Consider the following 23540-nt stretch of genomic DNA (forward strand, 5'->3'; position numbering starts at 1 on the left):
GCCGAGCAGCAGCCGAACGTGTGACCACTGCGTTGGCCCACGCGCAGCGACCCCCGACCGATAGCACGACCGTGGACTTCTATCCGTTCGACATGACGTTTCTGGGTAGCGTCGCGACGCGCATCATCAATGAGGTGAAGGGCATGAACCCGGTGGTTTATGACGTGACGAGCAAGCCGCCGGGAACGATCGGGTAGGAGTGAGGGCGTAGGCAGCCTTGAGATCATGGGTCTCGAGAAGCGCAAGTATTTCGCGCCCTCACTGAAGTTGGCTGCGGCCTGATCAAAGCTGGCGCCAATCTAGACCTGCACTCAAACAAAATGGGAATAGCTCCGCGCTAAAGAAAGCAGAACGACCAGACGTATCGTCAGCATAGGCTCCACTTCAGCCTAAAATAACGCGGATAGGCCGCAATCAGACGATTGGTGCTCCGTCGATGATTTCGTACCAGATCAATCTTCAGCCCGGCGTCCTGCTCAGCGCGCGCCGACAGCTTGGTCGGATCGCGCCGCTTGGCCTCATGGGCGTGGTAGGTCGAAGGGGCGATCGGCAAGACCTTGCAGATCGGCTCGACCCCATATGTCCCACGGTGATCGTCGATGAAGGCGATCATGGCTTGGACCGGCGGTCGAGCTCCGCCGTCGCAAAATAGGCGCTTGCCTTGCGCAGGATCTCATTGGCCTGCCGAAGCTCACGGTTCTCCCGTTCCAGGGCCTTCAGCCTCTCGGCCATGTCGGTCGGAACGGTTCAGTGGCGCGATCAGGGTGCAGGCTCTCAATGAAATTGCCAATGCCGCGCCAAAAAATGGGCACGGGACTTCGGCCGATGTCGCACGCCGAGATTTGGACGAGCTCTTGCGTTGTCTGCCTGACTTGCGCCCAGTTTCTCGGCTGTCAAAGCAGGCATTCCTCATCGTCCCAAGTGGTTAGGGTGAGGCGATCAATCGTTCAATCCGGCCCGGAGAGCCGTCGTCATGAAGAAGTTCATAATGTTCATCTGTCTCGCTCTGCCGAGTGTGTCCGCCGCCGCTGAAGTCGGATCGAAGGATCTGATCGTCGCAAGCATCAACGACTGCCTGAAAGAAGCCGTGAGCGCCGGGGGCCTGGAAGACGGCGGTGACGCCATCATTCTTGCCTGCAAAGGCGATAAGGCACACGTCCTGTTCAACATGCTGGGCGGGAAGATCCGAGCCGAGATCGTGCAGGACAAGAATGGTAAATTTGAGAACAGGCCGTTCGGCAACAACACCTGCTACCACCGGATTGAAGATGCAGGCGGCAAGACCTCTGACGAGTTCCGATGTGATCTGGTCCTCGTCACAGGGGATGTCTTCAAGAATTAGCGAGATCAGCCGAGCGATCTGGGCTTGATCAACCCGGGTGGATTACGGTGACACCCATTAGCCGGCCGTTCGTCAAGTGCCGCAGAGCTTTTTTTGGCAGTGCCATCTGCCAATCCATTCTCGTCGTCGCATCCAGCTGCGTCGTTTTGAACCGCGCCCGTTTCTTCGGTCGATGGCTGCGCCCGCATCGCGGATCGCGCCAGACACCCATGAGGATCAAGCATCGGCCCAATCGAGGCCTTGCCCTGGCGGCATAGCCGCCCCAGAAGAACGTTGGTGCCGTCCCGCATCCAAAAGAGTTTCACAGAACCATGGCTGTCGGCGTGCCGGCGCCAATCTCCGGATGGCTTGCAGTTCGGGCGATCCGCTATCGTGCAGTTGGTGACGGCGATCCGGCGTCCAATTCAGTGCAGCTGGTTGCAGCTCCAGTCACCGTACGCGGCTCACCGGATCGTCGTCGTCCTTCAGGCAAAGCAGCGCGTTATATCGAACGGCTTGCCCTCCTTCAGGATGTGGTAGCAGGCCCGGGCCAGCTTATGCGCCAGCGCTTTGGTCGCAACGATGTTGTTGGTCCTGGCCTTCTTGCGTTCATGGAATCGGCTGGCCTCGGGGCAAAAGCGCCTGGCGAAGTTCGCCGCCTCGACGAATGCCCAGGCAAGATATTTGTTGCCGTTCTTGACGTTGCCTTCGCCTTTCTTCTTGCGATTGCTGGTGTGCACACTGTCGACGCAGCGCGCGTATGATGCAAAATGCCGACGTCAGCGAACCGTTCGATTGGACCGGTTTCCAGGAGAATGACGGTCGCTAGCGTCTGACCGATCCCTGGCACACTGGTTAGCAGGCGATATTGCGGTTGGCGTTTGACGCATTCCTGCAGGCGTATCTCGAGAACCTCGATTTGCGCCTGCAGTGTCGCAATGACGGCGACGTTCGCCTTGATTGCCAAGCCCACATCGGCGACCAACGGCAAGCTGTCGATCGTGTCGTTGGTCAGTCGCTTGATCTGGTTGCTGGTCATTCGTCTGCCCAACTGTCGGGTCAGGATGTTTTCCACCGCGAGGACATGCGCCGTGCACGAATGCACCAGCTGCATGCGCTTGCGCTCCAGATCTCGCACGACGCGGTGCTCCTTCGGCAGGATCGTTCCCGTCGGCAGGATAGCCAGCCGAAGCAAGTGAGCGAGATGTTGCGCGTCGGCCTCGTCGCCGCTGTGCTTCAGTCCTTCATATTGTTTGATAGCGGATGTGTTGGCGAGATGCACGTGGAAGCCAGCTTCCTGCAGGCCATCGACCAGCCAATACCAGTTGTAGGTCGACTCGACGACGACACCCTTCATCTCGCTTTGCCAGGGCTTCAGAAAGAGGATGATCTTGGATATCTCATTCGGCAAGCGCTTCTGTCCCACGAACGCGATCCGCCTCGTCGATCACCACGATCACGCTGCTGTTGGAATGCAGATCGATCCCGCCGTACATCATCTTCGCCTCCTCGTGGTCAAAAGTGATTCGATCATTACGAACTCACTCTAGCTCCACCACCCCCGCGGTTGCGGAGGCCGGCTAGATGATCTTCAGTGCACAAAACTCGTGAGCTTCGCTCGCTATCGAGACCGCCCTCGCTGCCCCGTTCAGCGCGGGGCCCGCGACGAAGGCCCGGGCATCCACGTCTTTCTTCGTGATGACCACGACGTGGATGGCTGTGACCGAGCATGGCCATGACGATGGGGGAGGGGCGAGGCGACTCACGGACGCCCGGTCGTCGTGCGATGGATCATCTGCCCGACGAGCAATCCACGCATGCCCTACATGCGCCAACTGCCCGTCGTGCCAGTTTGTCGCGGACTCCTCACTTGCGTTGTCGGGCAAATCACCTCCACATTCTCGCGCATCCCGGCTCGCTGAAGAGGGACGTTTCGCGATCGTCACGAGCGTCGAGCTGGGGAGGCGATGGGCGCGTTGCTCCGCAGCCGGGTGTCAAAGCCCGCGCCGACGAACGGAGCGATGCGACGGCGAAGTGGTGTGGTCCTGGCATCGCGGTGCTGATGCCAAGCCGGCGGTGATGATGATCCGCCGGCGACGGGGGCAAGACAGCCGATCCCCGGGGAGAGCGCCTATAACCCGTTCAAACCGTCGCGCAGGGAAGGCCGGATATTGGGCTGAACCTGTGGTTCTGCCGCGTGCTTTTCTGCTGCACGCGGACCGCGGGTATCAGCCGATACCCGGTCTTCCCTGCGCCTCTTCTTCAAAGGAGAGGTCGAACGAATGCAAAGCTCGGGCGCATGCGGCCGCGAGATCCCCGAGCCATGCCTGCTGTTTGAAACGTGGAGAAAGCTTTTGTCGTACGATGTCCCACGCCGCGTCATCTGCAAGTCCGTCTCAATCCCAGCTTCCGGATAAGCGAGCGACTATTTGCGTCGAGATGTGTCGTTCTGAAATAAACGATGCGCTGGTTTGCAATCTTTGAAGTTCCATTTCATTGACCGCATAGCGCCTCGCGCCGATATTCCCTGTCGTCATCGCTCAACCACGGAACGCCAGATGAGAACCCGAACCGCAGCCGATCGCCTGGTGCGCAAGCGCCTTGCCGGCCGCTGTTTCTCCGCGGCGACCGGGGCCTGTTGCTGATCGCTGCAGCCGAATTCAACGCCTTCAACCATCTGCAGATCAGACAGGAGCGCCGCACGCACGCGGCGAACGACCGGTCATGTCCAAAGCCTATGTCATCGAGGTTCTCAACCGCACCGCCGGCATCGTCACGGCCGACGAGCGCGGCTTCAGCTTTTTCTCATCCGAACGCGCATTCGACAGCCTGGAGGGACAGCACTTTGCCTCCGCGCGCGAGGCCGAACGCGCGGCCCGTGCGCTCGTCGCGACCGGCGGAGGACGCCTGCGCCGCGCGGTCATCTGATCTCCCACATCGCAACTTTCGAGAAGGACAAGTCATGAGCTTCTACAGGGACTTCAACGACAAGCTGGCCATCCAGGCATGGAACAGCGCCCGGCGCGAGCCGTATCGCACGATTAAGGTGCGGCAGCTCAGTCCGACGGTCGGCGCCGAGATCGGCGGCGTCGATCTCACCAAGGATCTGCCGGACGAGCAGTTCGCGGAAATCCACCGCGCGCTCGATGAGAATCTTGCGATCGTGTTCCGCGATCAGGAGATCTCGAAAGACGACCACAAGCGCTTTGCGCGCCGCTTCGGCAAGTCGCTGCACCGGCACGAGCTGGCCGCGACCCGCTTCCGGCACGACGGGCCGTTCGATCCGGAATTCCTGTCGTGGAAGACCGATGCGAATTCGCGCTTCACCGCCGGTGACGGCTGGCATCCGGACGTGTCCTGCGATCCCAGCCCGATTGCGGTCTCGCTGCTTCGTGTGACCAAGACGCCGCCGCTCGGCGGCGACACGGCCTTCGCCAACATGTATCTGGCCCATGAATTCCTGTCGGATCCGATCAAGCAGCTGCTGGATGGCCTCACGGCCATCCATGATGGATCATTGGCCTGGACCGCCGGCTATGGCGCCAAGCCCGATCCCGGCAAGACCTATCCGCTATCCGAGCATCCGGTGGTCGTGACTCATCCGCGTACCGGCCGCAAGTTCCTGTACGTCAATGCGTCCTTTACCTCGCACATCGTGCAGCTGACCCGGCGCGAGAGCGATGCGCTGCTGCAGCTCCTGTTCCGTCACATCGAAGGCCGGCTTGCATTGCAGACGCGGGTGCAGTGGCGGCCGAACTCGCTGCTGGTTTGGGACAATTGGGCGAGCCAGCATCATGCGGTGTGGGACTACTATCCCGAAGAGCGCTGGGGCGAGCGTGTGTCGGTGGTGACCGGCGAGGTGCCGCGGGCGCGGCTTGGGCTCAGCGAGGCCGCGGAGTAGGTCGGTCGCGCTGCACAGGCGCGGGCCCGAACGGGCCTGCGCTCCCTGCGGTGTCAGTCCGGACTGATATGAACCAAGAGAAGGCGGGAGATCGCCGCGTCGGCAAGCTCGTCGGCGCGGTCGCGATAGACGGCGGCCTCGTCGTCGGTTGCTCCGCGGAGCGCAAGCCGTTCGGCCTGGGCAGGACGCCTCAGCCGGCAGAAAGCGTCGATCGCGTGGAGCAATCGCGGTGACCGCACCAGGCTCTGCGCCATGTCGTGATCATTCGCGGCGAACACGAAGGCCGGGCGCCGGCCAAGATCGATGGCGAAGACCTGCGGAGGTGCGGCTGACATGCGGTGGCGTCGGATCGTGTCTGTTCGGCGCGGGGCGCGTTGGTGCTCTGATGCTGAGTGTAGAAGGACGCCGCATGCCGTCAATAAAATGGGTCGCGCGATTTTCAGGCTGATCGAGCAAGAATTGTTCTGCGCGGGCGGCGTGACCCGAATGCAAGGGACCCGATGGCGCCGAGTCTGGCTGCGGTGATGTCATGCCAGCCATGTCCTGGCGCAGGACGCGACACACAGAAGAAAACTTCGGTCTAGCACTGTGTTCGACGAGCAATTCCTTGCTACGCCGGGCCGCAGCGAAAGCAGGAGCGTTGCTATTTCGGGCGCCGGCTTGTTCTGACCGCCGGCACCGATCAAGCTACATGCAATCGCATGAAACTGCCCGGAGACATCCATGAGCCTGGTCGAGAGAAAGATCGAAGCGTTGCCCTTCGTTCTCGCCGAGCTGAACTATCTGGCGCCCACCGCGGGCAAGCCGCGCACCTATGCGTTCGACCCGCCGCCGGGCGAGCCGAAATCGACCGCGCTGCCGGAGCCCCGTCAGGTGCCGGTGTTCAACGGCCGCCCGATCGCGCAATCATTCTCGCTCGACCGTGAGGGCTTTGCGCTGGTGCGACACCCCACATTCGTGCGTGACTTCACCAACGAGAAGGAAATCCGTAGCATCTATTATCCGGCGGCGGAGGCCTTCATTCGTGCGACCTTGCGCGCCGATCGCGTCGTGATCTTCGACCACACCCTGCGCAAGCGTGTGGCCGGTGCTCCCGACGTCCGTGACGGCGGGCCGCGCCAGCCGGCGACGCGCGTGCATGTGGACCAGACCGCGACGTCGGGTGCCAACCGGGTGCGTGAGCATCTCGGCGCCGAGGCGGAGGACCTGCTGCGCGGGCGGGTTCAGGTGATCAACCTGTGGCGGCCAATCATCGGGCCGTTGCGCGACACGCCGCTGGCGATGTGCGACGGGACCACGGTCGCGCCGGATGATCTGGTCGCGTCCGACCTGATCTATCCCAACCGCAACGGCGAGATCTACTCCGTCACGTACAATCCCGCTCATCGCTGGTTCTATTTCCCGGACATGACACCCGACGAGGCGCTGCTGCTGAAGTGCTACGATTCGGCGACCGACGGGCGCACGCGGTTCGGACCGCATACCGCCTTCGTCGACCCGACGACGCCGACCGATGCGCCACCGCGCGAGAGCATCGAATTGCGGATGCTGGTGTTCCACTTCGATTGAACGTGAGCAGGAGGATGACGTTTCACGGACGGTGACGCCGTGAGAACCTTCGTCCAACTTGGGGGCATTTTCTGAAATTGCCTCTGGACTGATCGCAGGCGATGGTGAGCGCAATTCGAGTGCGCTGCAGCATCTGAAGCCAAGGTCAGTCCAAGGTCAGTCCATGAATGCCCACCCAACCCTGGGGATCGCCGAGCCGGTCGTGCCGGCCTGTCTCGTCCCTTCGTCTCTCGTCGCCGAGCCGATGGTTCGCTTCGAGGGACTGTCGAAGATCTATCCCGCCTATCGCGACAAGCCGGATGTCGAGGCGCTCAAGGATATTGACTTCGCGATCGCGCGGGGCTCCATCACCGGCGTGATCGGACGGTCCGGCGCCGGCAAGTCGAGCCTCGTCAGGCTGATCAACGGGCTGGAGAAGCCGACGGCGGGACGGGTGGTCGTCGATGGACGCGACATCTCGGCTCTGCGCGGCCAGGCGCTCCGGCTGGCGCAGCGTTCGATCGGCATGATCTTCCAGCACTTCAACCTGCTGTCGTCGCGCACGGCCTCCGACAACATCGCACTCCCGCTCGAGATCGCCGGCTGGTCGAAGGCCGACATCAGGACGCGGGTCGCCGAGCTGCTGGAGCTGGTCGACATCGCCGACAAGCATGATCGCTACCCGGCGGAGCTGTCCGGCGGTCAGAAGCAGCGCATCGGCATTGCGCGCGCGCTGGCGACGCGGCCGAACGTGCTGCTGTCCGATGAGGCGACGTCGGCGCTCGATCCGCAGACGACGCGGGCGATTCTCGACCTGCTCGCCAACATCAATCGCGAGCTCGGCGTCACCATCATCCTGATCACCCACGAGATGTCCGTGGTCCGCCAGCTCGCCAAGGAAGTCGTCGTGATCGATGATGGGCGTGTCGTCGAGCGCGGCCATGTCGCCGACATCTTCACCCATCCGAAGCATCCGACCACGCAGACCTTCCTGGCCGAGGTGCTCGGCGATGCCGTGCCGGTGTCGCTGGCGAGCCGGCTCGTGCAGGAGCTTGTGCCGATCGGACAGACGGTGCTCCGCGTCCAGGTGCGCGGCTCGGATGCCGGCGACACGCTGGTGGCGCGGCTGGCACGCGAGCTGTCGATCGACGTCGCGCTGCTGTCGGCGCGGATCGACGAGATCGGCGGCCAGCATGTCGGCTCGCTGATCCTCGGCATTCCCGGCGGGGAAGCGGCGGCACGGCAGACGCTGGCCTATCTCTCACAGCATCGCTTCGCAGCGGAGCGTCTCGGCTATGTCTCCTGAGCTCATCAACCTGATCATCCAGGCCACCGGCGAGAGCCTGTTCATGGTCTCGACCGCGGCGTTGGTCGCGACCTCGCTCGGGTTGCCGCTCGGCGTCTTCCTTGCGACGAGCCGCGCGGGGGAGTTGTTCGCAGCGCCCGCGGCCAACGCGATCCTTGGCGTCGTCGTCAACGCCACGCGCTCGACGCCCTTCATCATCCTGGTCGTCGCCATCATCCCGTTCACGCGCCTCGTCGCCGGCACGTCGATCGGCTCGGGGGCTGCGATCGTGCCGCTGACGGTGGCGGCGACGCCGTTCATCGCGCGGCTGGTCGAGGCGGCGATCCGCGAGGTCGATGGCGGCCTGATCGAGACCGCGTCCTCGTTCGGCGCGACGCCGCTGCAGATCGTGTTCAAGGTGCTGATCCCGGAAGCCCTGCCGGGCCTCGTGCTGGCGCTGACGCTCGCTGTGGTCAGCCTGCTCGGCTATTCCGCGATGGTCGGCGCGGTCGGCGGCGGCGGTCTCGGCGACCTCGGCATTCGCTACGGCTATCAGCGCTTCATGCCGGAGATGATGCTGGCCGTGGTCGTCGTCCTGATCGCGCTGGTGCAGACGGTGCAGACCGTCGGTGATCATCTCGCGCGCCGGCTCAATCGGAGGCTGCGGCAGCGCTGAGCAGAGATTGCGCTGCGACGGCGCGGCGGAGATGTTTTCGGTTGACGTGGGAAACGAGGGCTCGCCGGCATTTCCGGTGAACCGCGATCTTTGAAAAGATCGTCTCGCGCGGTTCGTTCTACCATCAGCCTAACGAGTTGACCGCGCGATGGACGCGCGCGCTCGAGGCAAGAGGTCAACGGACATGAATACGCTCGTCGAAAAACCCAGGAAGTTTGCGCTCGTCGAGCGCCAGCCCGCCGCCACGTTCGCGGAGGAGCGGCTTCATCGCAAGCAGCGCCTTGCGGCGACCTTCCGCCTGTTTGCCCGCTACGGTTTCGACCAGGGCCTGGCCGGCCACGTGACCGTGCGCGATCCGGAATTCCCCGACCGGTTCTGGATCAATCCGCTGTCGGCGCATTTCAGCCAGATCAAGGTGTCCGACCTGCAACTCGTCGATCACGATGGCAACATCCTGATCGGCGACAGGCCGATCAACCAGGCCGGCTTCGTCATTCACTCCGCGATCCATGCGGCGCATCCGCATGTGATCGCCGCCGCGCATACGCATTCGACCTATGGCAAGGCGTGGTCCACGCTCGGCCGACTGCTCGATCCCCTGACGCAGGATTCCTGCGCCTTCTACGGGGATCACGTGCTGTTCGACCCGTTCACCGGCGTCGTGCTCGATGCCGATGAGGGCAGAAAAATCGCCCAGGCGTTGGGGACGAAGAAGGCCGCGATCCTGCAAAATCACGGGTTGCTGACTGTCGGCCCGACCATCGAGGCTGTAGCGTGGTGGTACATCGCGATGGACAATGCCGCGCGCACGCAATTGTTGGCCGAGGCCGCCGGTCCCACCAAGCCGATCCCGCACGAGATCGCCAAGCTGACGGCGGGGCAGGTCGGCACCCACAAGGGTGGCTATTTCAGCTTCCAGCCGCTGTGGGACTGGATCACGGCGCAGGAGCCGGATCTGTTCAACTGAAGAACATCAGTAGCCCGCATGAGCGCCAGCGACATGCGGGTTCTTCTCCACGCCTCGTGTGAGCCCGGATGTCGCTTCGCTCATCCGGGCTACAGGTTGAGAGAATGAATCGATCAGAATGGCTGAGAAGAAAGAACATTTGCACGCAATGATCAGCCGCGAGAGCGCGTCCATTGCTTTGTTCGCACCTGCGATTGCGGCCCGGCTGTTGCGGCGCTAGTGAGCAACGAAACTAGGTTGTTTCGTTGGAGACTTGAATGCGCCTTCCCATTGTTGCCATTGCCGCCCTTGTGTCGTTGATCCTTCCCGCACAAGCGGAAGCCATCCGCGTCGGCGTGACCGCCGGGCCGCATGCCGAAATCATCGACGTCGTGAAGAAGGTCGCTGCCGAGCGCGGGCTCGACATCAAGGTCGTCGAGTTCACCGACTACGTGATTCCAAACCAGGCGCTGGCGTTGAAGGATCTCGAGGCGAACTCGTTCCAGCACGAGCCCTATCTGAAGAACCAGATCTCCAAGACCGGATGGAAGATCGTCAAGGTCGCGACCACCATCGCCTCGCCGCAGGGCGTGTATTCGCAGAAATACAAGACGCTGGCCGAGCTTCCGGAAGGCGCCAAGGTCGCGATCGCCAATGATCCGTCGAACGGCGCGCGCGGGTTGATGATCCTTGCGCTGCACGGTGTCATCAAGCTGAAGGATCCGAGCAATGTCGCCTCGACAGTGGTCGACATCACCGACAATCCGAAGAAGCTGAAATTCGTCGAGCTCGACGCGGCGCAGCTGCCGCGCGCGCTGGCCGATGTCGATCTCGTCTCGATCAACAACAACTACGCCGTCCAGGCCGGGCTCAATCCCGCCAAAGATGCGATCGCGCGCGAGAATGCCGAGGGGCCCTGGGTCAACATCCTCGCGGTGCGCGAGGAGGACAAGGACAAGCCCTGGGTCAAGCAGCTGATCGAGGCCTACCACTCCGAGCCGGTCAAGGCGTTCCTGGAGACGCGCTTCAAGGGCACCTACATCGCGACCTGGTGATCGGCAACCGCCGCCAACGCCGGCGCATCGCGCGGCGACCCGACGATCGGGCGGGCCTGCAATAGCCGGTCCGCCAGATCGGCGCACTGGCTTCGGATGTCCGGGATCGCGATGATCTCCCAGAAGGCGGCGCGAGTCAGCGGGCCGATCGCGAACAGGCGCTGTGACGGCGTGCCATCGGCACCGACGATGGCGCAATCCGCCGTGACCTCGATGCCGATCCGCAGCGGATCGCAACGCGCCAGCCCCTGATCGAACAGGCTGCGGACCGCAGGATTGGCGGTGGCGCGGGGGTCCCTGACGATCCCCGTGCAGTCGATCACGGCACCGACCTCGAGCGTCTCGATCTCGCTGCGGCCACGCCGGCGATAATGCGCGCGGGCGCCTTGCGTCCCACCGTCGATCTTGACGAGCTTGGCGGCGGCGACCCGAAGCTGGCCGTCCGCGATCGCCTGCGCGATGCGCTTCTCCACCTCGGGCGCCATGCGGTGCCGATGCACATCCCACCATGCCCGCGCATGCTCCAGGAAGCTGCGCTTGGACGCCAGCGGCAAGTCCTGCCACAGCCGATGGCTGAACGGCCTGACGGCGTCGATGACGCCGCGCCAGTCGCCACCCTCGGCGATGTGGGCGGCGATCCGCTGCCGGAACCAGCGCAGCAGAACGCTGCCGCGCGCACCGAACGGAACCTCATCCTCGCTGATCTTGCAGGGAGTGATACGCCGATGTCCCTTGGCCATCAGGCCGCGGCGCGAGATCGCGAGGATCGGGCCGCGATGGCCCTCGCGCAGCAGCGACAGCACGTAGTCCGTCATGGTCAGGCCAGCGCCGAGGATGAGCACCGGCGAATCCTGGCTGAAGCCGGGAACGGACGGCGAGATCCAGGGATCGGCATGCCAGGCCGAGCGCGGGATGGCGGCGTCATGGCCGGTGGCGAACACCGCGACGTCGCCGACTTGTCGCGTTCCGTCGGCGAGGCTCACGGTGACGGTGTGGGCGCCCTCGCTCACCGCGGTGCATTCGCCACGGATAATGCTGAGACGCCGGGCGCCGTCCTCGGTCTCCAGGAACGGCGCGATCAGGCTGGCGATGTAGTCGCCATAAAGGCGGCGAGGCACGAAGCAGAACGGATCGGGACAAAGCCGCAGGCCATGCTCGTGCGCCGACAGCCAGCGCCAGAAATGGTCGGGATCATCGGGCAGCGCACTCATGTTGGCAGCGCGCACGTTGAGCAGGTGATCAGCATTGCCGGTGTGATAGGCCAGCCCGCGACCGACCTCCGAACGCTTCTCGATCAAGGTGACCCGGATATCGGACTTCGGGCGTTGCAGCAGCTGATAGGCCAGAAGGACGCCGGATGCGCCGCCGCCGACGATGATCACGTGTCGTTCTGGAAAACGGCCCATGCAAAGATGCCTTTTCTCTCGCGCGCGGACGATGTGCTACGTTTGTAGTCTAGCACGTAAAACATCGGCCGGATTCGGAAAGACGAATATTCTACTTGTTGGCGCGTTCCGATCGATGGTGTTCCAAGAACATACAGATTGTTGTCGCAGGTGTGTCGTCATGAGCGACGCTGCGATAGAAATATTATTTGCAGCCGGCTGGCGCGCCGGGCGGCGATGGAAGCCTGGAACACTCGACCGAAATCTTCTCCGATCATGGATCGCGGCGAGAACAGAGCGTTTGAAAATCGCGCAACTCTGAAATTGCCAGCGACGCCGCACTGGATGACCATGACGGCGCGCGTGCGTCGTTTGCGCACGGCTGCGGAGTTCGGAACATGGTTGCGCAGGCCACGCCGGCAGAACGAACGAGGGCGCGCGCCTTGCGGATGACACATCCGGTGTCGCCGTGACTGCTTCAGGGCCAGATCCACTATCGCTCACCGCCGACGTGCTCGTCATCGGCGGCGGCATGGCCGGTGCCTGGGCTGCGGTCTCGGCCGCGCGCGCCGGTGCGCGGGTGATCCTCGTCGACAAGGGCTATTGCGGCACCAGCGGCGTCACGGCCGCGACCGGCCCCGGTCACTGGTGGGTGCCGCCGCAGGCGCGCGAGCAGGCCGTCAGCCAGCGTGTCATCGCGGGTCTCGGTCTCGGCGAAGCCGCATGGATGCATGGGATCATCGCGGAGACTTGGCGGACATTGCCAACGCTCGCGAGCCACTACGCGTTCGGCATCGACGATGACGGGCAGACCAATTATCGCGCGGTTCGCGGTCCCGAATACATGCGGGCGCTGCGTGCCTTTGCGCGTGATCATGGCGTCACGATCCTTGACCATTCGCCAGTGCTGGAACTGCTGGCGCGCAGTGACGGCACGATCGGCGGTGCACGAGGCCTTCGCCGTCAGGATGGGGCGCGGCCTTACCAGATCGCCGCAGGTGCGACTGTGCTCGCTGCCGGCGGCACCAGCTTCCTGTCGCATCTCTTGGGATCGCGCACCAATACCGGCGATGGCTATCTGCTGGCGGCGGAAGCCGGCGCCGATCTCTCAGGGATGGAATTCACCGCGGCCTACACGATCGCGCCGGCGCATTCGACGATGACGCGCAGCATGGCCTATGCGTTCGCGACTTATTACGACGCCGACGGGCGCGAACTCGATCCGCCGTTCGGGCCGCAGCAGACGGTCGGGTTGGCCAAGGCTATGCTTGCTGGACCGGTGTTTTGCTCGCTCCATCTTCTGCCCGACGACATCAAGGCCCGCCTGCATACGATCTCGCCGAACGTGCCGCTGGTGTTCGATCGCTGGGGCGTCGATCCCTGGCGCGATCGCTTCGAGGTCACGCTGCACAATGACGGTACCATCCGTGGTCTCGGCGGCGTCAGGGTCGACGATCTCGACGGGCGTACTGCCGTGCCGGGGCTGTTCGTCGCCGGCGACAACGCCTCGCGCGAGAAGGTTGCCGGTGCGATCTCCGGCGGCGGCAGCATCAATTCGGCCTGGGCGCTGTCGTCGGGCGTCCGTGCCGGGCAGGCCGCCGCGCGACTGGCGCGCAGCATCGGGTCGAAAGCCTCGTCCTTGATTCCGCTCGGACAGGCCGGCCTGCGGCCGAGGGTGCGGAGCAGAGCGGGCGATCTCGACGCGATCAGGGCCGGCGTCCGCGCCGAGATGCATCCATTCGACAAGAACCTGTTCCGCAAGGAATCGACGCTGGCTGCGTCGCTCCGGTCGCTCGACGGGCTCTGGCGCGAGATCGCCGACCATGCGGGCGGCGATCCGCTGCGGTCGCGCGAGACGGCGGCGCTGGTCGCAACGGCGCGCTGGTCGGTCGCGACCGCGCGACAGCGGACCGAAAGCAGGGGGATGCATCGCAGGCTCGATCATCCCGGCGTCGATCCGGACCTCGCAGTGCGCCTGGTGAGCCGCGGCCTCGATCGCGTCGACATCGCAGCCGACACGCGCCGTGTGCCGGCAGCTCCAATCGCCCTGGAAGCCGCGTCATGATCGAGCTCATCGTTGCCGATCGCTGCACGGACTGTGGCGCCTGCGTCGAGGCGTGCCCGACCAACGTGCTCGACCGCGCGTCGTCGGGGCCGCCGCTGCTGGCGCGGGTCGAGGATTGCCAGACCTGCTTCATGTGCGAGCTGTATTGCCGCGCGGATGCGATCTACGTCGCGCCCGATTGCGACCGCCGCGTCACGATCACGCCGGGCGAGGCGGTGGCCTCGGGACGCCTCGGTCAATATCGCAAGCATTCCGGCTGGGACGAATGGGCCCGGCAGTTTCCTAACGAGCAATGGCTGATGGAAACGGTGTTTCGCCGCGCCGGCGAAACCGTGCGTGCAGCCGCCGCAGACGACAGGAGGACGGCATGACCATCATCACCCACCGGCCAGGAGCCCTTGTCGGCCTCGACGGCTTTCCGGGACCGGCCGACCGGCCGGACAGCCCGTTGTCGCAGGCGCTGCAGCAGCCGCTGCTGCTCGGCCTGTTCCTGCCGATCCAGGCCGGCGGCTGGAGCGCGTCGACCTTGCCGCGGACGACGTCCTGGCATTTCGACTACAACCGCGACCTGGTGCTGGCTGCGGAGAATCTCGGCTTCGATCTGGTGTTCGCGCTGTCGCAATGGCTGCCCAAGGGCGGCTATGGCGGCGTCTTCACCGGCGAGGCGCTCGACTCGTTTATGACCACGGCGGCGCTGACCAGCGTGACCCGGCGCATCATCCTGGTCTCGACCATCCACGTGCTCTACGGTCCCTTGCATCCGCTGCATCTCGCCAAATATGGCGCCACGCTCGATCACATCTCCAACGGGCGCTGGGGCATCAATGTCGTGACCGGCCATCGCGCCGCCGAGCACGAGGCGTTCGGCTGGAGCCGGATCGATCACGACCGCCGCTACGAACTCGCCGCCGAGTTTCTTGAAGTGCTGCAGCGGCTGTGGGGCGACACTGAGAACTACTCATTCTCCGGCCAGTCGTCCTGGAAGCTCAACGGCGCCTTCGTGACGCCGAAGCCGCGCTACGGCCGGCCGGTGCTGGTCAACGCCACCGGCTCGGACGCCGGCATCGCCTTTGCCGCGCGCTATTCCGACATCGTCTTCATCACCAGCCCGACAGGCTCGAGCTTCGAGAGCGCCATTCCTGCGCTGCCGGCGCATACGGCGAGGGTCAAGCAGGCGGCGCGCGATCTCGGCCGCGAGGTGCGGACGCTGCTCAATCCGATGGTGATCTGCCGCGAGACCGAGCGCGAGACCTGGACCTATCACGATGCCATCGTCGCCCATGCCGATCCGGTCGGCGACTTCAACCGGCTCGACAGCGACGCTCATGCCTGGCGCGGCCGTGTCGGCGTCGATGCGCCCAAGCGCCGGGCGATCGGCGGCAACATCGAGGTGATCGGCACCCCCGAGCAGGTGGTCGAGCAGTTCGTCCAGCTCAAGAAGGCCGGCGTCGATGGCCTGCAGCTGTCGTTGTACGATTTCAAGCCCGACCTCGACTTCTTCGGCCGCCGCGTGCTGCCGCTGATGGAGCAGGCGGGCTTGCGTAAACCCGTGATTGAGACAGTGGCTCATCCTGCTGCTGCGGAGGCCGCCGAGTAGCCGTGAGCGCCGACCGACGCGGGCGATATGGGGATTGCCGTCGTCCGCGAGGTCGGCTTTGCTGCGGATCGAAGTGCGAGCTGGACGAGATGACTGCCGGCGCGAAAAGCGCACGGCATGACGTGAGGGACTGGAATGACGATTGTTGAAACGAGGACATCGCGCGCGGCGGAAGACGATGTCACGGCGGCGCTGCGCAAGCGTTATGGCGCGCATATCCCTGCGGTCGCCGCCGGCGCCGAGGACATCCTCGGCCAGTTGCTGGCGCATCGCTCGATCCGCAGCTATCGGCCTGATCCGGTGCCGCCGCACACCGTGGAGACGTTGGTAGCCGCCGCGCAGTCGGCCGCGTCGTCCTCTAACCTGCAGACCTGGAGCGTCGTCGCGGTCGAGGATCCCGCGCGCAAGCAGCGGCTGTCGGAGTTCGCCGGCAACCAGAAGCATATCCGCGAGGCGCCGTTGTTCCTGGTCTGGCTTGCCGACCTGTCGCGGGCCGAACGGCTGGCACGGCGCGAAGGGCGCTCCGACGACGGCATCCATTTCCTGGAGACGCTGTTCGTCGCGATCATCGATGCCGCGCTCGCAGCCCAGAACGCCGTGGTGGCGCTGGAGGCGCTCGGGCTCGGCTCGGTCTATATCGGCGCGATCCGCAACCGCCCGCAGGCGGTGGCCGAGGAGCTCGGCCTGCCGCCGAACGTGCTTGCCGTGTTCGGCCTGTGTGTCGGCTATGCGGATCGGGCCGCCGGCGAGGACGTCAAGCCGCGGCTGCGCCAGAGCGTGATCCTGCATCGCGAGCGCTACGCGCCGACGGACGAGATCCACGGCATCGCCGCCTATGACGAGACGCTGCGGGACTTCCAGACCAGCCAGGGCGTGGCACCAGTCGGCTGGCGTGAAACGGTGCTCAACCGGCTGGGCTCGGCGAAGGCGCTCAACGGCCGCGACAAGCTGACCGAGGCGCTGCGCGCGCTGGGCTTCGGATTGAAGTAGAGCTGGCGTCGACCGAGATCAACGGCGGCCCGTGACGAGCGCGGGCCGCCGCCGTTGGTCACTTCATGTAATCGGGCAGCGTGAAGCCGTCATAGAAGCGATCGGCGAGGATCGCGGCCTTGAAGCCTGGCGACTTGTAGCCCGCCACGATGTCCTTCGCCCAGGCGGTCTCGGCGTTGTCGCGCTTGACCGCGACCACGTTGATGTAGGGCGTCGTCATCTTTTCCAGCGCGAAGGCGTTGGTCAGCTTCAGGCCGCTGAAGATCGCGAAGTTGCCCTGGACGGCGGCGAAGTCGACGTCGTCGAGCGCGCGCGGCGCCTGCGCGGCCTCCAGCGGGACGATCTTGATGCCGCCGGGATTCTTGATGACGTCGAGCTCGGTGACGTCGACCGGCTTGGAGTCGCGGATCTCGATCAGGCCGAGATCGCGCAGGATCCACAGCGCGCGCTGCAGGTTGACCGGATCGTTCGGCACCGCGATCTTGGCGCCGGCGCCGATCTTGGTGCCGAGCGGGTGCTTCTTGGAATAGATCCCCATCGGCGGCGTCGGCACGTGCACGATGCCGGTGAGATCGGTCTTCTGCCGCTCATTGTAGGAGTTCAGGAACACCGTGTGCTGCATGACATTGGCGTCGATCTCGCTCTTGAACACGGAATTGTTGGCCTCGAGGCCGGTCGAGAACTCGACATAGCGGATCTGATAGCCTTTCTTCGCAAGCTCGGGCGCAACGCCGATCTTGAACTCGTCGATATAGGGGCCGGGCACGAAGCCGACCTTGAGCTCCTTCTTCTCGGCCGACTGCGCCGACGCGCTGGTGACGGTGAACAGGGAGAGCGTCGAGGCGGCGAGCAGGCGGAGGACTTGCGATCGTGTCAATGCAGGCATGGGACTTCCAAAGCTTCGACAAACGAAGAGCGGCGCGGATGCCTTGCAAGGCGTCCGCGCCGCTCGGGAACGGATCTCAGGCAATCGCCTGGACCTGGTGACTGAAGGCGCTGTCCGGACGGTCGAGCCCGTAATGCTCGCGCAGGGTCTTGCCGGTGTAGTCCTCGCGGAACAGGCCGCGCTTGCGCAGGATCGGAACGACGTGCTCGGCGAACAGGTCGAAGCCGCCGGGCAGCCAGGGCGGCATCACGTTGAAGCCGTCGGCGGCGCCGTTCTCGAACCAGGTCTGGATGTTGTCGGCGATCTTTTCCGGCGTGCCGGCGATCACCCAATGGCCGCGTGCGCCGGCGAGGCGCTGGATCAGCTGCCGGATCGTCGGCTTCTCGCGGTCGACGATGTCGACCACGAGCTTGAAGCGGCTGGCGACGCCGCGCGCGCCGTCGGTCTCGATCAGATGACGCGGGAACGGGCCGTCGAGATCGAAGCCCTGGAGGTCGAGACCGAGCATCTGGCGCAGCTGCACCAGCGAATAGTCCGGCTGGATCAGGTCGTTGAATTCCTCCTGCAGGCGGTCGGCTTCGGCCTGCGTCGAGCCGACGAACGGGCTGATGCCGGGCAGGATCTTGACGTGATCCGGATTGCGATCGAGCGAGCGCGCCTGGCGCTTGATGTCGGCATAGAACTCCTGCGCGCTCCCAAGCGTCTGGTGCGCGGTGAAGATGGCTTCCGCGAAGCGCGCGGCGAAGGCGCGGCCATCCTCGGACGAGCCGGCCTGGACGTAGACCGGCCGCCCCTGCGGCGAGCGCGGCACGTTGAGCGGACCGCGCACGCGAAAATACTTGCCGACATGGTTCAGCGCATGGACCTTGTCGGTGTCGGCGAAGATGCCGGAGGCGGGATCGTTGACGACCGCGTCGTCCTCCCAGCTGTCCCACAGCGCGGTCACGACATCGAGGAATTCCTTGGCGCGCTCGTAGCGTTCATGATGCGGCGGATGCTCCGGCAGGCCGAAGTTCTGCGCCGCCTGTGGCGCGCTTGTGGTGACGATGTTCCAGCCGGCGCGGCCGCCGCTGAGATGATCGAGCGAGGCGTACAGGCGCGCCAGATTATACGGCTCGTGATAGGTGGTCGAAGCCGTGCCGATCAGGCCGATGCGGCTGGTCGCGGCGGCGATCGCCGACAGCCAGGTGATCGGCTCGAAGCGGAAGCGTTGCGCGTAGCGGACGTTGTCGGCGAGCGCCGGACCGTCAGCGAAGAAGATCGCATCGAACTTGGAGTGCTCCGCCGTCCTTGCCAGCTGCTGATAGTAGGTGATGTCGAGCGCGCGGCTGGTCGCCGAGCCCTTGTAGCGCCAGGCCGCCTCGTGATGGCCGCCGGGATAGATGAAGAGGTTGAGGTTCAGTTGGCGACGCTGGCTCATGGGGCGCTCGTGTTGTGGCGTGCTGATGTGCGTGTATCGGCAACCGACCGATATCGGCTAGTGCGGATCGCGGGCGGATGCGTAGCTCAAGTCGTGAGCCGATCGCAGGCGCCGGGCGATTTGATCGGCCAGCCAGTTGATGCCGGCGCGGAGGTCGAGACCTGCTTTGTGGCCCTCCAGGCAGCGCTTGCCGGAATGGTCCTGGATGCCGCCGGGCGGCTCACCGGTACCGGCAAGCCCGGGCGTATTCTGCTGAAGACTGATCACGGCGAGAGGGTCGAACATCGCAGCTTCCGTTGAAACGCTGCAGCCATCGGAGCGACTGGCGCCGGCTGCGGGAGGTCAAAATCTAGTGGCCCTGTCCCGATGCTGTCGATGAAATGGATTTGCATTGTTGATCGGGGCACGAGCATGAATGCGTCGTCCTCATCAGGAACGGGGGAGCGACATTTCGAGCGGCTGCCTTCCTGCACAGCGGATCGTCGATCGACCGTGTGCTCGGTCGCGGCGACTGTCGCCGTCACCGCAAAATGAGTCGATCATGACTTCTGCAGCGCAGGTCCACCGACCTTGTTGCGCAGGGAGGCCTGGGTCACGACGCTGTTCGCGGGCACGTCGTGGGTCAGCCAGACGTTGCCGCCGATCGTCGAGCCCCGTCCGATCGTGATGCGGCCGAGGATCGTGGCGCCGGCATAGATGACGACGTCGTCCTCGACGATCGGATGGCGGGCGTCACCCTTGATCAGCGTGCCGTCCTCCTCGGTCGGGAAGTGGCGCGCGCCGAGCGTCACGGCCTGGTAGATCCGGACGTGGTCGCCGATCACGGCGGTCTCGCCGATCACCACTCCGGTGCCGTGATCGATGAAGAAACCGGAGCCGATCTGGGCGCCCGGATGAATGTCGATGCCGGTGCTGTTATGGGCGATCTCGGCGATCAGCCGCGACACGAGGCGAGCGTCGAGGCCATAGAGCAGATGGGCGAGCCGGTGATGGATGATCGCCGTCATCCCGGGATAGCCGATCAGGATCTCCGGGAAGCTCTTGGCGGCGGGGTCACCGACGAAGGCGGCGCGCAGATCGCTGATCAGGACACCGCGCAGGGTTGGCAGCCCAGCCGCGAAGCGGCGGGTCAGCTCCACAGCCTCGGGCTGGCGGAAGCCGGGGATCAGCTCATCGCCGACGAACAAAGCGGAGCGGTGGATCTGATCCGACAGCAGATCGAGCCCGATGCTGAGCCGGTGGCCGACGAAATAGTCGATGTTCTCGCCGTCGAGATCGTATTGGCCATAGTGGCGCGGGAACATCGCTTCGGTGAGCGCGGAGACGATCTGCGCCAGCTTGTCGCGCGATGGCGGCCGGTGGATGACGCCGTCCTTGCGGATGCTGTGCGTCTCCTCGCGTGACACGCGCAGCTCCGCAACGAGCCGGTCGAGACCCCAGCGTTCGCCTGCAGAGGTGGCGTTGTCCGGACCCGATCCCGTGGTGGGGCGAGAGCTCATGCCGTTTCCTCCGTGCGCATGCGCGTCATCACCGGACATGGGTCAAGGGCACGCTGACCTCGGCGAGCAGGTCGAGATCCGCATTGCGGTCGACCTCGACATACTGGTCGTTCCAATACAGCAGGCTCGACAATTTGGGCGCAAGCTCGACGCTGTCGGGGCGACCGACGATGATCGCATGCGCGTAGCGCTCGATGATCTCGTCGACCTCGCACGCGATCGCGGCCTGGGCGTGCTGCAGCAGCGGGACGCCGGCCGGGCCGCGCGACCAGTCGATGCCCTCGAACTTCTGCTGTCCCGACAGATGCGGCGTGCTGAAGCGATCAGCGAGCGCGAGCTGGTCCGAGCTGAGGATGTTGATGCCGAACCAGCCGTCGCGAGCGATCAGCGGGAACGCTGACGACCGGCTGCCGAGACTGATCATGAGCCGCGGCGGCTCTGATGACAGCGAGATCAGCGAGGCGATCGTCACCCCGGTGATCTCCTCGCCGCGGCCCGCGGTCACGACGCTGACGCCGGCCGCGACACGGCGCAGGGCCGAGTGGAAGTGCTGGGGATCGAACGCGGTCTCAGATACGAGATGAAGGTCACGCTTGCTCATCCGTCGCCTCCCTCGGGCACGCGCCGTATTGGCCGTGTCCCTCGTCGCGGCAGCGCCGTCGGTCAGAAGAAGCCCTTGGCCGGAAGCGGCGTGCCGTTGATCAGATACTGCCCGATCGCCCGCTCCTTGTAGGTGACCGGGTTGTGCGACGACAGGGTGCGGGCGTTGCGCCAGTGCCGGTCGAAATTGGTGGCCTTCTTGGTCGACGAGGCGCCGCCGACGTCGAAGATGTGTCCGCCATTTTTGATGGCCGCATCATCCGCGATGATCTTGGCCTGCGCCGACAGCAGTGCAGCCCGGTGGGCCAGCTCCTCGGCATCGGCGCGTCCGGCATCGAACGCCTCCGTGGCCGCGTCGAGCGCTTCGGCCGCGACAAGGACGACCGTCTCCGCGGCATGCGCCGCGCTCGCGATCTTGCCGATGGTCTCCTGCAGCAGCGGGTCCTCGGTCGGCTTTTCATGCGGCGCATAATAGAACGTGCGCTTGCGCGAGCGGACCAGCGCGATTGCGTCGCGCAGGGCGGCGCGGCTGATGCCGGCGACGGCGGCGGTCAGGAACAGCTGCGCGAACGTGTTCGAATAGGGCACGCCGTAGCCGATGTCCGGAGCGTCGAACACGATCTCCTGCTGCTTGACCCTGACGTTGCGGAAATGGGTGGTGCCGGTCGCCGTCAGCCGTTGCCCCATGCCGTCCCAGTCGTCGATCAGCTCGATGCCGTCGCGGTTGACCGGGATGATCGTGGCGCCGGGACGCCCGCTCGGATCGGCCGCACGCACCAGTACGAGGTCGGAATACAGGGTGCCGGTGCTGTAATATTTGGTGCCGTTCAGCAGATAGTCGTCGCGGTCGGGCGTGAAGGTCGTGTTCGGCGTGATGTTGCCGACCTGGGGACTGTCGAGCTCGGTGGTGGCAAGCCCGATGATCGCGCCGCCGGCCACCGACTTCTGCCATTCGCGCGCCTGGTCGTCGCGGGGATTGCGGACCAGCCGCTCGACGACGCTGAAATGATTGCGCAGGATGTGCGCCACATTGGCATCGGCCTCGGCGAGCCGGATCACGATCTGGAACAGATCGCGGATCGAGCCGCCGGCGCCGCCTGCGGCGACAGGCAGCCGCAGCGCGCCAAGCCGCGCCTGCTTGATCAGCGCAATCTGCTGGTGCGGCAGGATGCGCTCGCGCTCGCGGTCCGACTCGCCTTCGGCGATTGCGGCCAGCAGGGTCTCGAGTGCGCCAGGAGCGAGCGGAAGGGGCGGCTCGGTGGTGAAGGATTTGGTGGGCAGCGGCTTGTTCATGACGGATCCGGACGATAGCGAGACAAGAGGAAGCGAGCTGCTCAGCGTTGCGGCGTCGGCTCGTCGATCTGGGCGAGGTGGTCGGCGACATTGACGGGCTCCGGCAGCACCTTGCGCTCGACCAGCCAATCGGCGGCCTTCTGCAGGTCAGTGACGAACTGCTTGTCGTTGACGGAGAAATAGCGGTATTTGCGGTTCAGCGCGATGAACTGGTCGCGGATCTGATCGCTGTATTTGCCGGCCTTCTGCGCGATGTATTCGGCGTCCTTGCTGTTCTCCGAGATCCATTTGCCCTCGGCGCGAAACGCCTCGTTGACGGCGCGTACCAGGGCCGGATTCTCGGTCGCGAACTTGCGGGTGGTCAGATAGGACGTGTAGTCGATCTGGAACTCGAGATCGCGGCCTTCCAGGAAGATGTCGTGCGCCTTGTAGTCGAGCCGGGCGATATCGACGCCCGGGCTCCACATCGACCAGGCGTCGACCTTGCCCGAAGCCAGCGCCGGCGCCGCGTCCGGCGGATTGAGGTAGACGAACTTGACCTTGGAGCGGTCGACCTTGTGCTTCTCCAGCGCGGCGACCAGTAGGAATTCGCCGAGGCCGGAGCGGTTGACGGCGACCGACTTGCCGACGAGATCCTCGACCTTGTTGATGCCGGAATCGTCGCGGGCGATGATCGCTGTCGTGCGGGGCTCGTAGACGACGAATTGCGTGAACACCAGTGGCGAGCCGGCAATGATCGCGGCCAGCGCCGGCGTGGTCGAGCCGCCGAAGCTGAAATCCGCGGTGCCGCCGGTGACGGCCTGCAAGGTCGGGGCGTGGTTCGGGAACGGGCCGAGCCATTCGACCTTGATGCCGTCCTTGGCGAGCAGCTTCTCGAACTCGCCGCGCTCCTTGGCGATCAGGTTGAGGCCCGAGAGACCCCAGGTGAGACGCACCGTGTCCGTGACGCGGCCGGGCGCGGACCATGCGTCATCCGTCAGGGTGAAGCCGGCGAGCGCGCCGATGCCGAAGGCGGCGGTGCCGAGGAACTGGCGGCGGGAGAAGTCATCCGAAGACATGTCGATCCTTCCGAA

At 64.8% G+C, this 23540-nt stretch carries 22 protein-coding genes, 3 pseudogenes and 1 other annotated feature; of the genes and pseudogenes, 13 read left to right on the plus strand and 12 right to left on the minus strand.

Translation table 11 applies throughout. From position 1 onward, the window contains the following. Window positions 1–31 precede the first annotated feature (31 nt). Window positions 32–197, plus strand: a pseudogene (locus QX039_RS01590) (GMP synthase (glutamine-hydrolyzing)); the annotation flags it as partial. A gap of 245 nt (window positions 198–442) precedes the next feature. Here the strand turns inward: QX039_RS01590 and QX039_RS01595 are convergent. Then, window positions 443–738 (minus strand): annotated as a pseudogene (locus tag QX039_RS01595) (IS3 family transposase); the annotation flags it as partial. After that, window positions 539–655 (minus strand) — a sequence feature (AL1L pseudoknot). Its footprint overlaps the pseudogene before it by 117 nt. Before the next feature lie 235 nt (window positions 739–973). Between QX039_RS01595 and QX039_RS01600 the strand changes: the two are divergent. Then, complete coding sequence (locus QX039_RS01600; RefSeq protein ID WP_315739234.1) at window positions 974–1342, plus strand: hypothetical protein; 369 nt, start codon at window positions 974–976, stop codon at window positions 1340–1342. A 464-nt stretch (window positions 1343–1806) separates the two neighbouring features. On the opposite strand, the gene QX039_RS33035 is transcribed toward QX039_RS01600, so the two are convergent. Continuing rightward, a complete protein-coding gene (locus tag QX039_RS33035) occupies window positions 1807–2061 on the minus strand; it encodes a hypothetical protein (protein ID WP_409998836.1) in 255 nt (84 codons plus the stop codon). Window positions 2062–2390: 329 nt separating this feature from the next. Further along, window positions 2391–2678 (minus strand): annotated as a pseudogene (locus QX039_RS33040) (transposase); the annotation flags it as partial. Between the two features lie 1367 nt (window positions 2679–4045). Between QX039_RS33040 and QX039_RS01610 the strand changes: the two are divergent. After that, complete coding sequence (locus QX039_RS01610; RefSeq protein WP_315739236.1) at window positions 4046–4249, plus strand: hypothetical protein; 204 nt, start codon at window positions 4046–4048, stop codon at window positions 4247–4249. 34 nt (window positions 4250–4283) lie between these two features. Next, window positions 4284–5222 carry a TauD/TfdA family dioxygenase gene (locus tag QX039_RS01615; protein WP_315739237.1) on the plus strand — a complete coding sequence of 313 codons (939 nt, stop codon included), beginning with the start codon at window positions 4284–4286 and terminating at the stop codon, window positions 5220–5222. A 53-nt stretch (window positions 5223–5275) separates the two neighbouring features. On the opposite strand, the gene QX039_RS01620 is transcribed toward QX039_RS01615, so the two are convergent. Further along, window positions 5276–5557 (minus strand): hypothetical protein, encoded by a 282-nt coding sequence (locus QX039_RS01620; protein WP_315739238.1) that lies wholly within the window; start codon window positions 5555–5557, stop codon window positions 5276–5278. Between the two features lie 388 nt (window positions 5558–5945). On the opposite strand from QX039_RS01620, the gene QX039_RS01625 reads away from it, so the two are divergent. From QX039_RS01625 to QX039_RS01645, 5 genes are all read left to right on the plus strand, one after another. Continuing rightward, window positions 5946–6791 (plus strand): CmcJ/NvfI family oxidoreductase, encoded by an 846-nt coding sequence (locus QX039_RS01625; RefSeq protein ID WP_315739239.1) that lies wholly within the window; start codon window positions 5946–5948, stop codon window positions 6789–6791. Between the two features lie 163 nt (window positions 6792–6954). Next, entirely contained in the window at window positions 6955–8076 is a 1122-nt protein-coding gene (locus tag QX039_RS01630; protein ID WP_315739240.1) for a methionine ABC transporter ATP-binding protein, read from the plus strand. Continuing rightward, on the plus strand, window positions 8066–8731 hold the full coding sequence (locus tag QX039_RS01635) for a methionine ABC transporter permease (RefSeq protein ID WP_315739241.1): 666 nt from the start codon (window positions 8066–8068) through the stop codon (window positions 8729–8731). The genes QX039_RS01630 and QX039_RS01635 overlap by 11 nt, the downstream gene beginning before the upstream one ends. A gap of 184 nt (window positions 8732–8915) precedes the next feature. Continuing rightward, window positions 8916–9698 carry a class II aldolase/adducin family protein gene (locus tag QX039_RS01640; RefSeq protein ID WP_315739243.1) on the plus strand — a complete coding sequence of 261 codons (783 nt, stop codon included), beginning with the start codon at window positions 8916–8918 and terminating at the stop codon, window positions 9696–9698. 257 nt (window positions 9699–9955) lie between these two features. After that, the gene (locus tag QX039_RS01645) at window positions 9956–10732 is read left to right on the plus strand and encodes a MetQ/NlpA family ABC transporter substrate-binding protein (RefSeq protein ID WP_315739244.1); all 777 of its coding nucleotides are present in this window, start codon (window positions 9956–9958) and stop codon (window positions 10730–10732) included. On the opposite strand, the gene QX039_RS01650 is transcribed toward QX039_RS01645, so the two are convergent. Then, window positions 10714–12138 (minus strand): FAD/NAD(P)-binding protein, encoded by a 1425-nt coding sequence (locus tag QX039_RS01650; protein WP_315739245.1) that lies wholly within the window; start codon window positions 12136–12138, stop codon window positions 10714–10716. The genes QX039_RS01645 and QX039_RS01650 overlap by 19 nt on opposite strands. A 448-nt stretch (window positions 12139–12586) precedes the next feature. Here QX039_RS01650 and QX039_RS01655 point away from each other — a divergent pair, with 448 nt between their 5' ends. The 4 genes from QX039_RS01655 (at window position 12587) to QX039_RS01670 (ending at window position 16769) form a co-directional block, all read left to right on the plus strand. Continuing rightward, complete coding sequence (locus QX039_RS01655; protein WP_315739246.1) at window positions 12587–14182, plus strand: FAD-binding protein; 1596 nt, start codon at window positions 12587–12589, stop codon at window positions 14180–14182. Continuing rightward, window positions 14179–14553 carry a ferredoxin family protein gene (locus QX039_RS01660; protein ID WP_315739247.1) on the plus strand — a complete coding sequence of 125 codons (375 nt, stop codon included), beginning with the start codon at window positions 14179–14181 and terminating at the stop codon, window positions 14551–14553. The genes QX039_RS01655 and QX039_RS01660 overlap by 4 nt, the downstream gene beginning before the upstream one ends. After that, the gene (locus QX039_RS01665; RefSeq protein ID WP_315739248.1) at window positions 14550–15779 is read left to right on the plus strand and encodes an LLM class flavin-dependent oxidoreductase; all 1230 of its coding nucleotides are present in this window, start codon (window positions 14550–14552) and stop codon (window positions 15777–15779) included. The genes QX039_RS01660 and QX039_RS01665 overlap by 4 nt, the downstream gene beginning before the upstream one ends. Window positions 15780–15914: 135 nt before the next feature. After that, the gene (locus QX039_RS01670; RefSeq protein ID WP_315739249.1) at window positions 15915–16769 is read left to right on the plus strand and encodes an NADPH-dependent oxidoreductase; all 855 of its coding nucleotides are present in this window, start codon (window positions 15915–15917) and stop codon (window positions 16767–16769) included. A gap of 58 nt (window positions 16770–16827) precedes the next feature. Here the strand turns inward: QX039_RS01670 and QX039_RS01675 are convergent, their stop codons facing one another. The 7 genes from QX039_RS01675 to QX039_RS01705 form a co-directional block, all read right to left on the minus strand. Then, entirely contained in the window at window positions 16828–17655 is an 828-nt protein-coding gene (locus QX039_RS01675) for a MetQ/NlpA family ABC transporter substrate-binding protein (RefSeq protein WP_315739251.1), read from the minus strand. A gap of 76 nt (window positions 17656–17731) precedes the next feature. Continuing rightward, a complete protein-coding gene (locus QX039_RS01680) occupies window positions 17732–19075 on the minus strand; it encodes an LLM class flavin-dependent oxidoreductase (protein ID WP_315739252.1) in 1344 nt (447 codons plus the stop codon). Between the two features lie 57 nt (window positions 19076–19132). Continuing rightward, the gene (locus QX039_RS01685; protein ID WP_315739253.1) at window positions 19133–19360 is read right to left on the minus strand and encodes a hypothetical protein; all 228 of its coding nucleotides are present in this window, start codon (window positions 19358–19360) and stop codon (window positions 19133–19135) included. Between the two features lie 254 nt (window positions 19361–19614). Further along, window positions 19615–20574, minus strand: coding sequence for a serine O-acetyltransferase EpsC (epsC, locus tag QX039_RS01690; protein WP_315739254.1), 960 nt, complete (start codon window positions 20572–20574; stop codon window positions 19615–19617). A 28-nt stretch (window positions 20575–20602) separates the two neighbouring features. Next, window positions 20603–21175: a flavin reductase family protein gene (locus QX039_RS01695; RefSeq protein WP_315739255.1), complete on the minus strand. Its 573-nt coding sequence runs from the start codon at window positions 21173–21175 to the stop codon at window positions 20603–20605. A gap of 62 nt (window positions 21176–21237) precedes the next feature. After that, on the minus strand, window positions 21238–22467 hold the full coding sequence (locus QX039_RS01700; RefSeq protein ID WP_315739256.1) for an acyl-CoA dehydrogenase family protein: 1230 nt from the start codon (window positions 22465–22467) through the stop codon (window positions 21238–21240). Between the two features lie 41 nt (window positions 22468–22508). After that, window positions 22509–23525 carry an NrtA/SsuA/CpmA family ABC transporter substrate-binding protein gene (locus QX039_RS01705; RefSeq protein WP_315739257.1) on the minus strand — a complete coding sequence of 339 codons (1017 nt, stop codon included), beginning with the start codon at window positions 23523–23525 and terminating at the stop codon, window positions 22509–22511. Window positions 23526–23540: the final 15 nt, after the last annotated feature.

Source organism: Bradyrhizobium sp. SZCCHNR1043 (assembly GCF_032489675.1).
Taxonomy (GTDB): Bacteria; Pseudomonadota; Alphaproteobacteria; order Rhizobiales; family Xanthobacteraceae; genus Bradyrhizobium.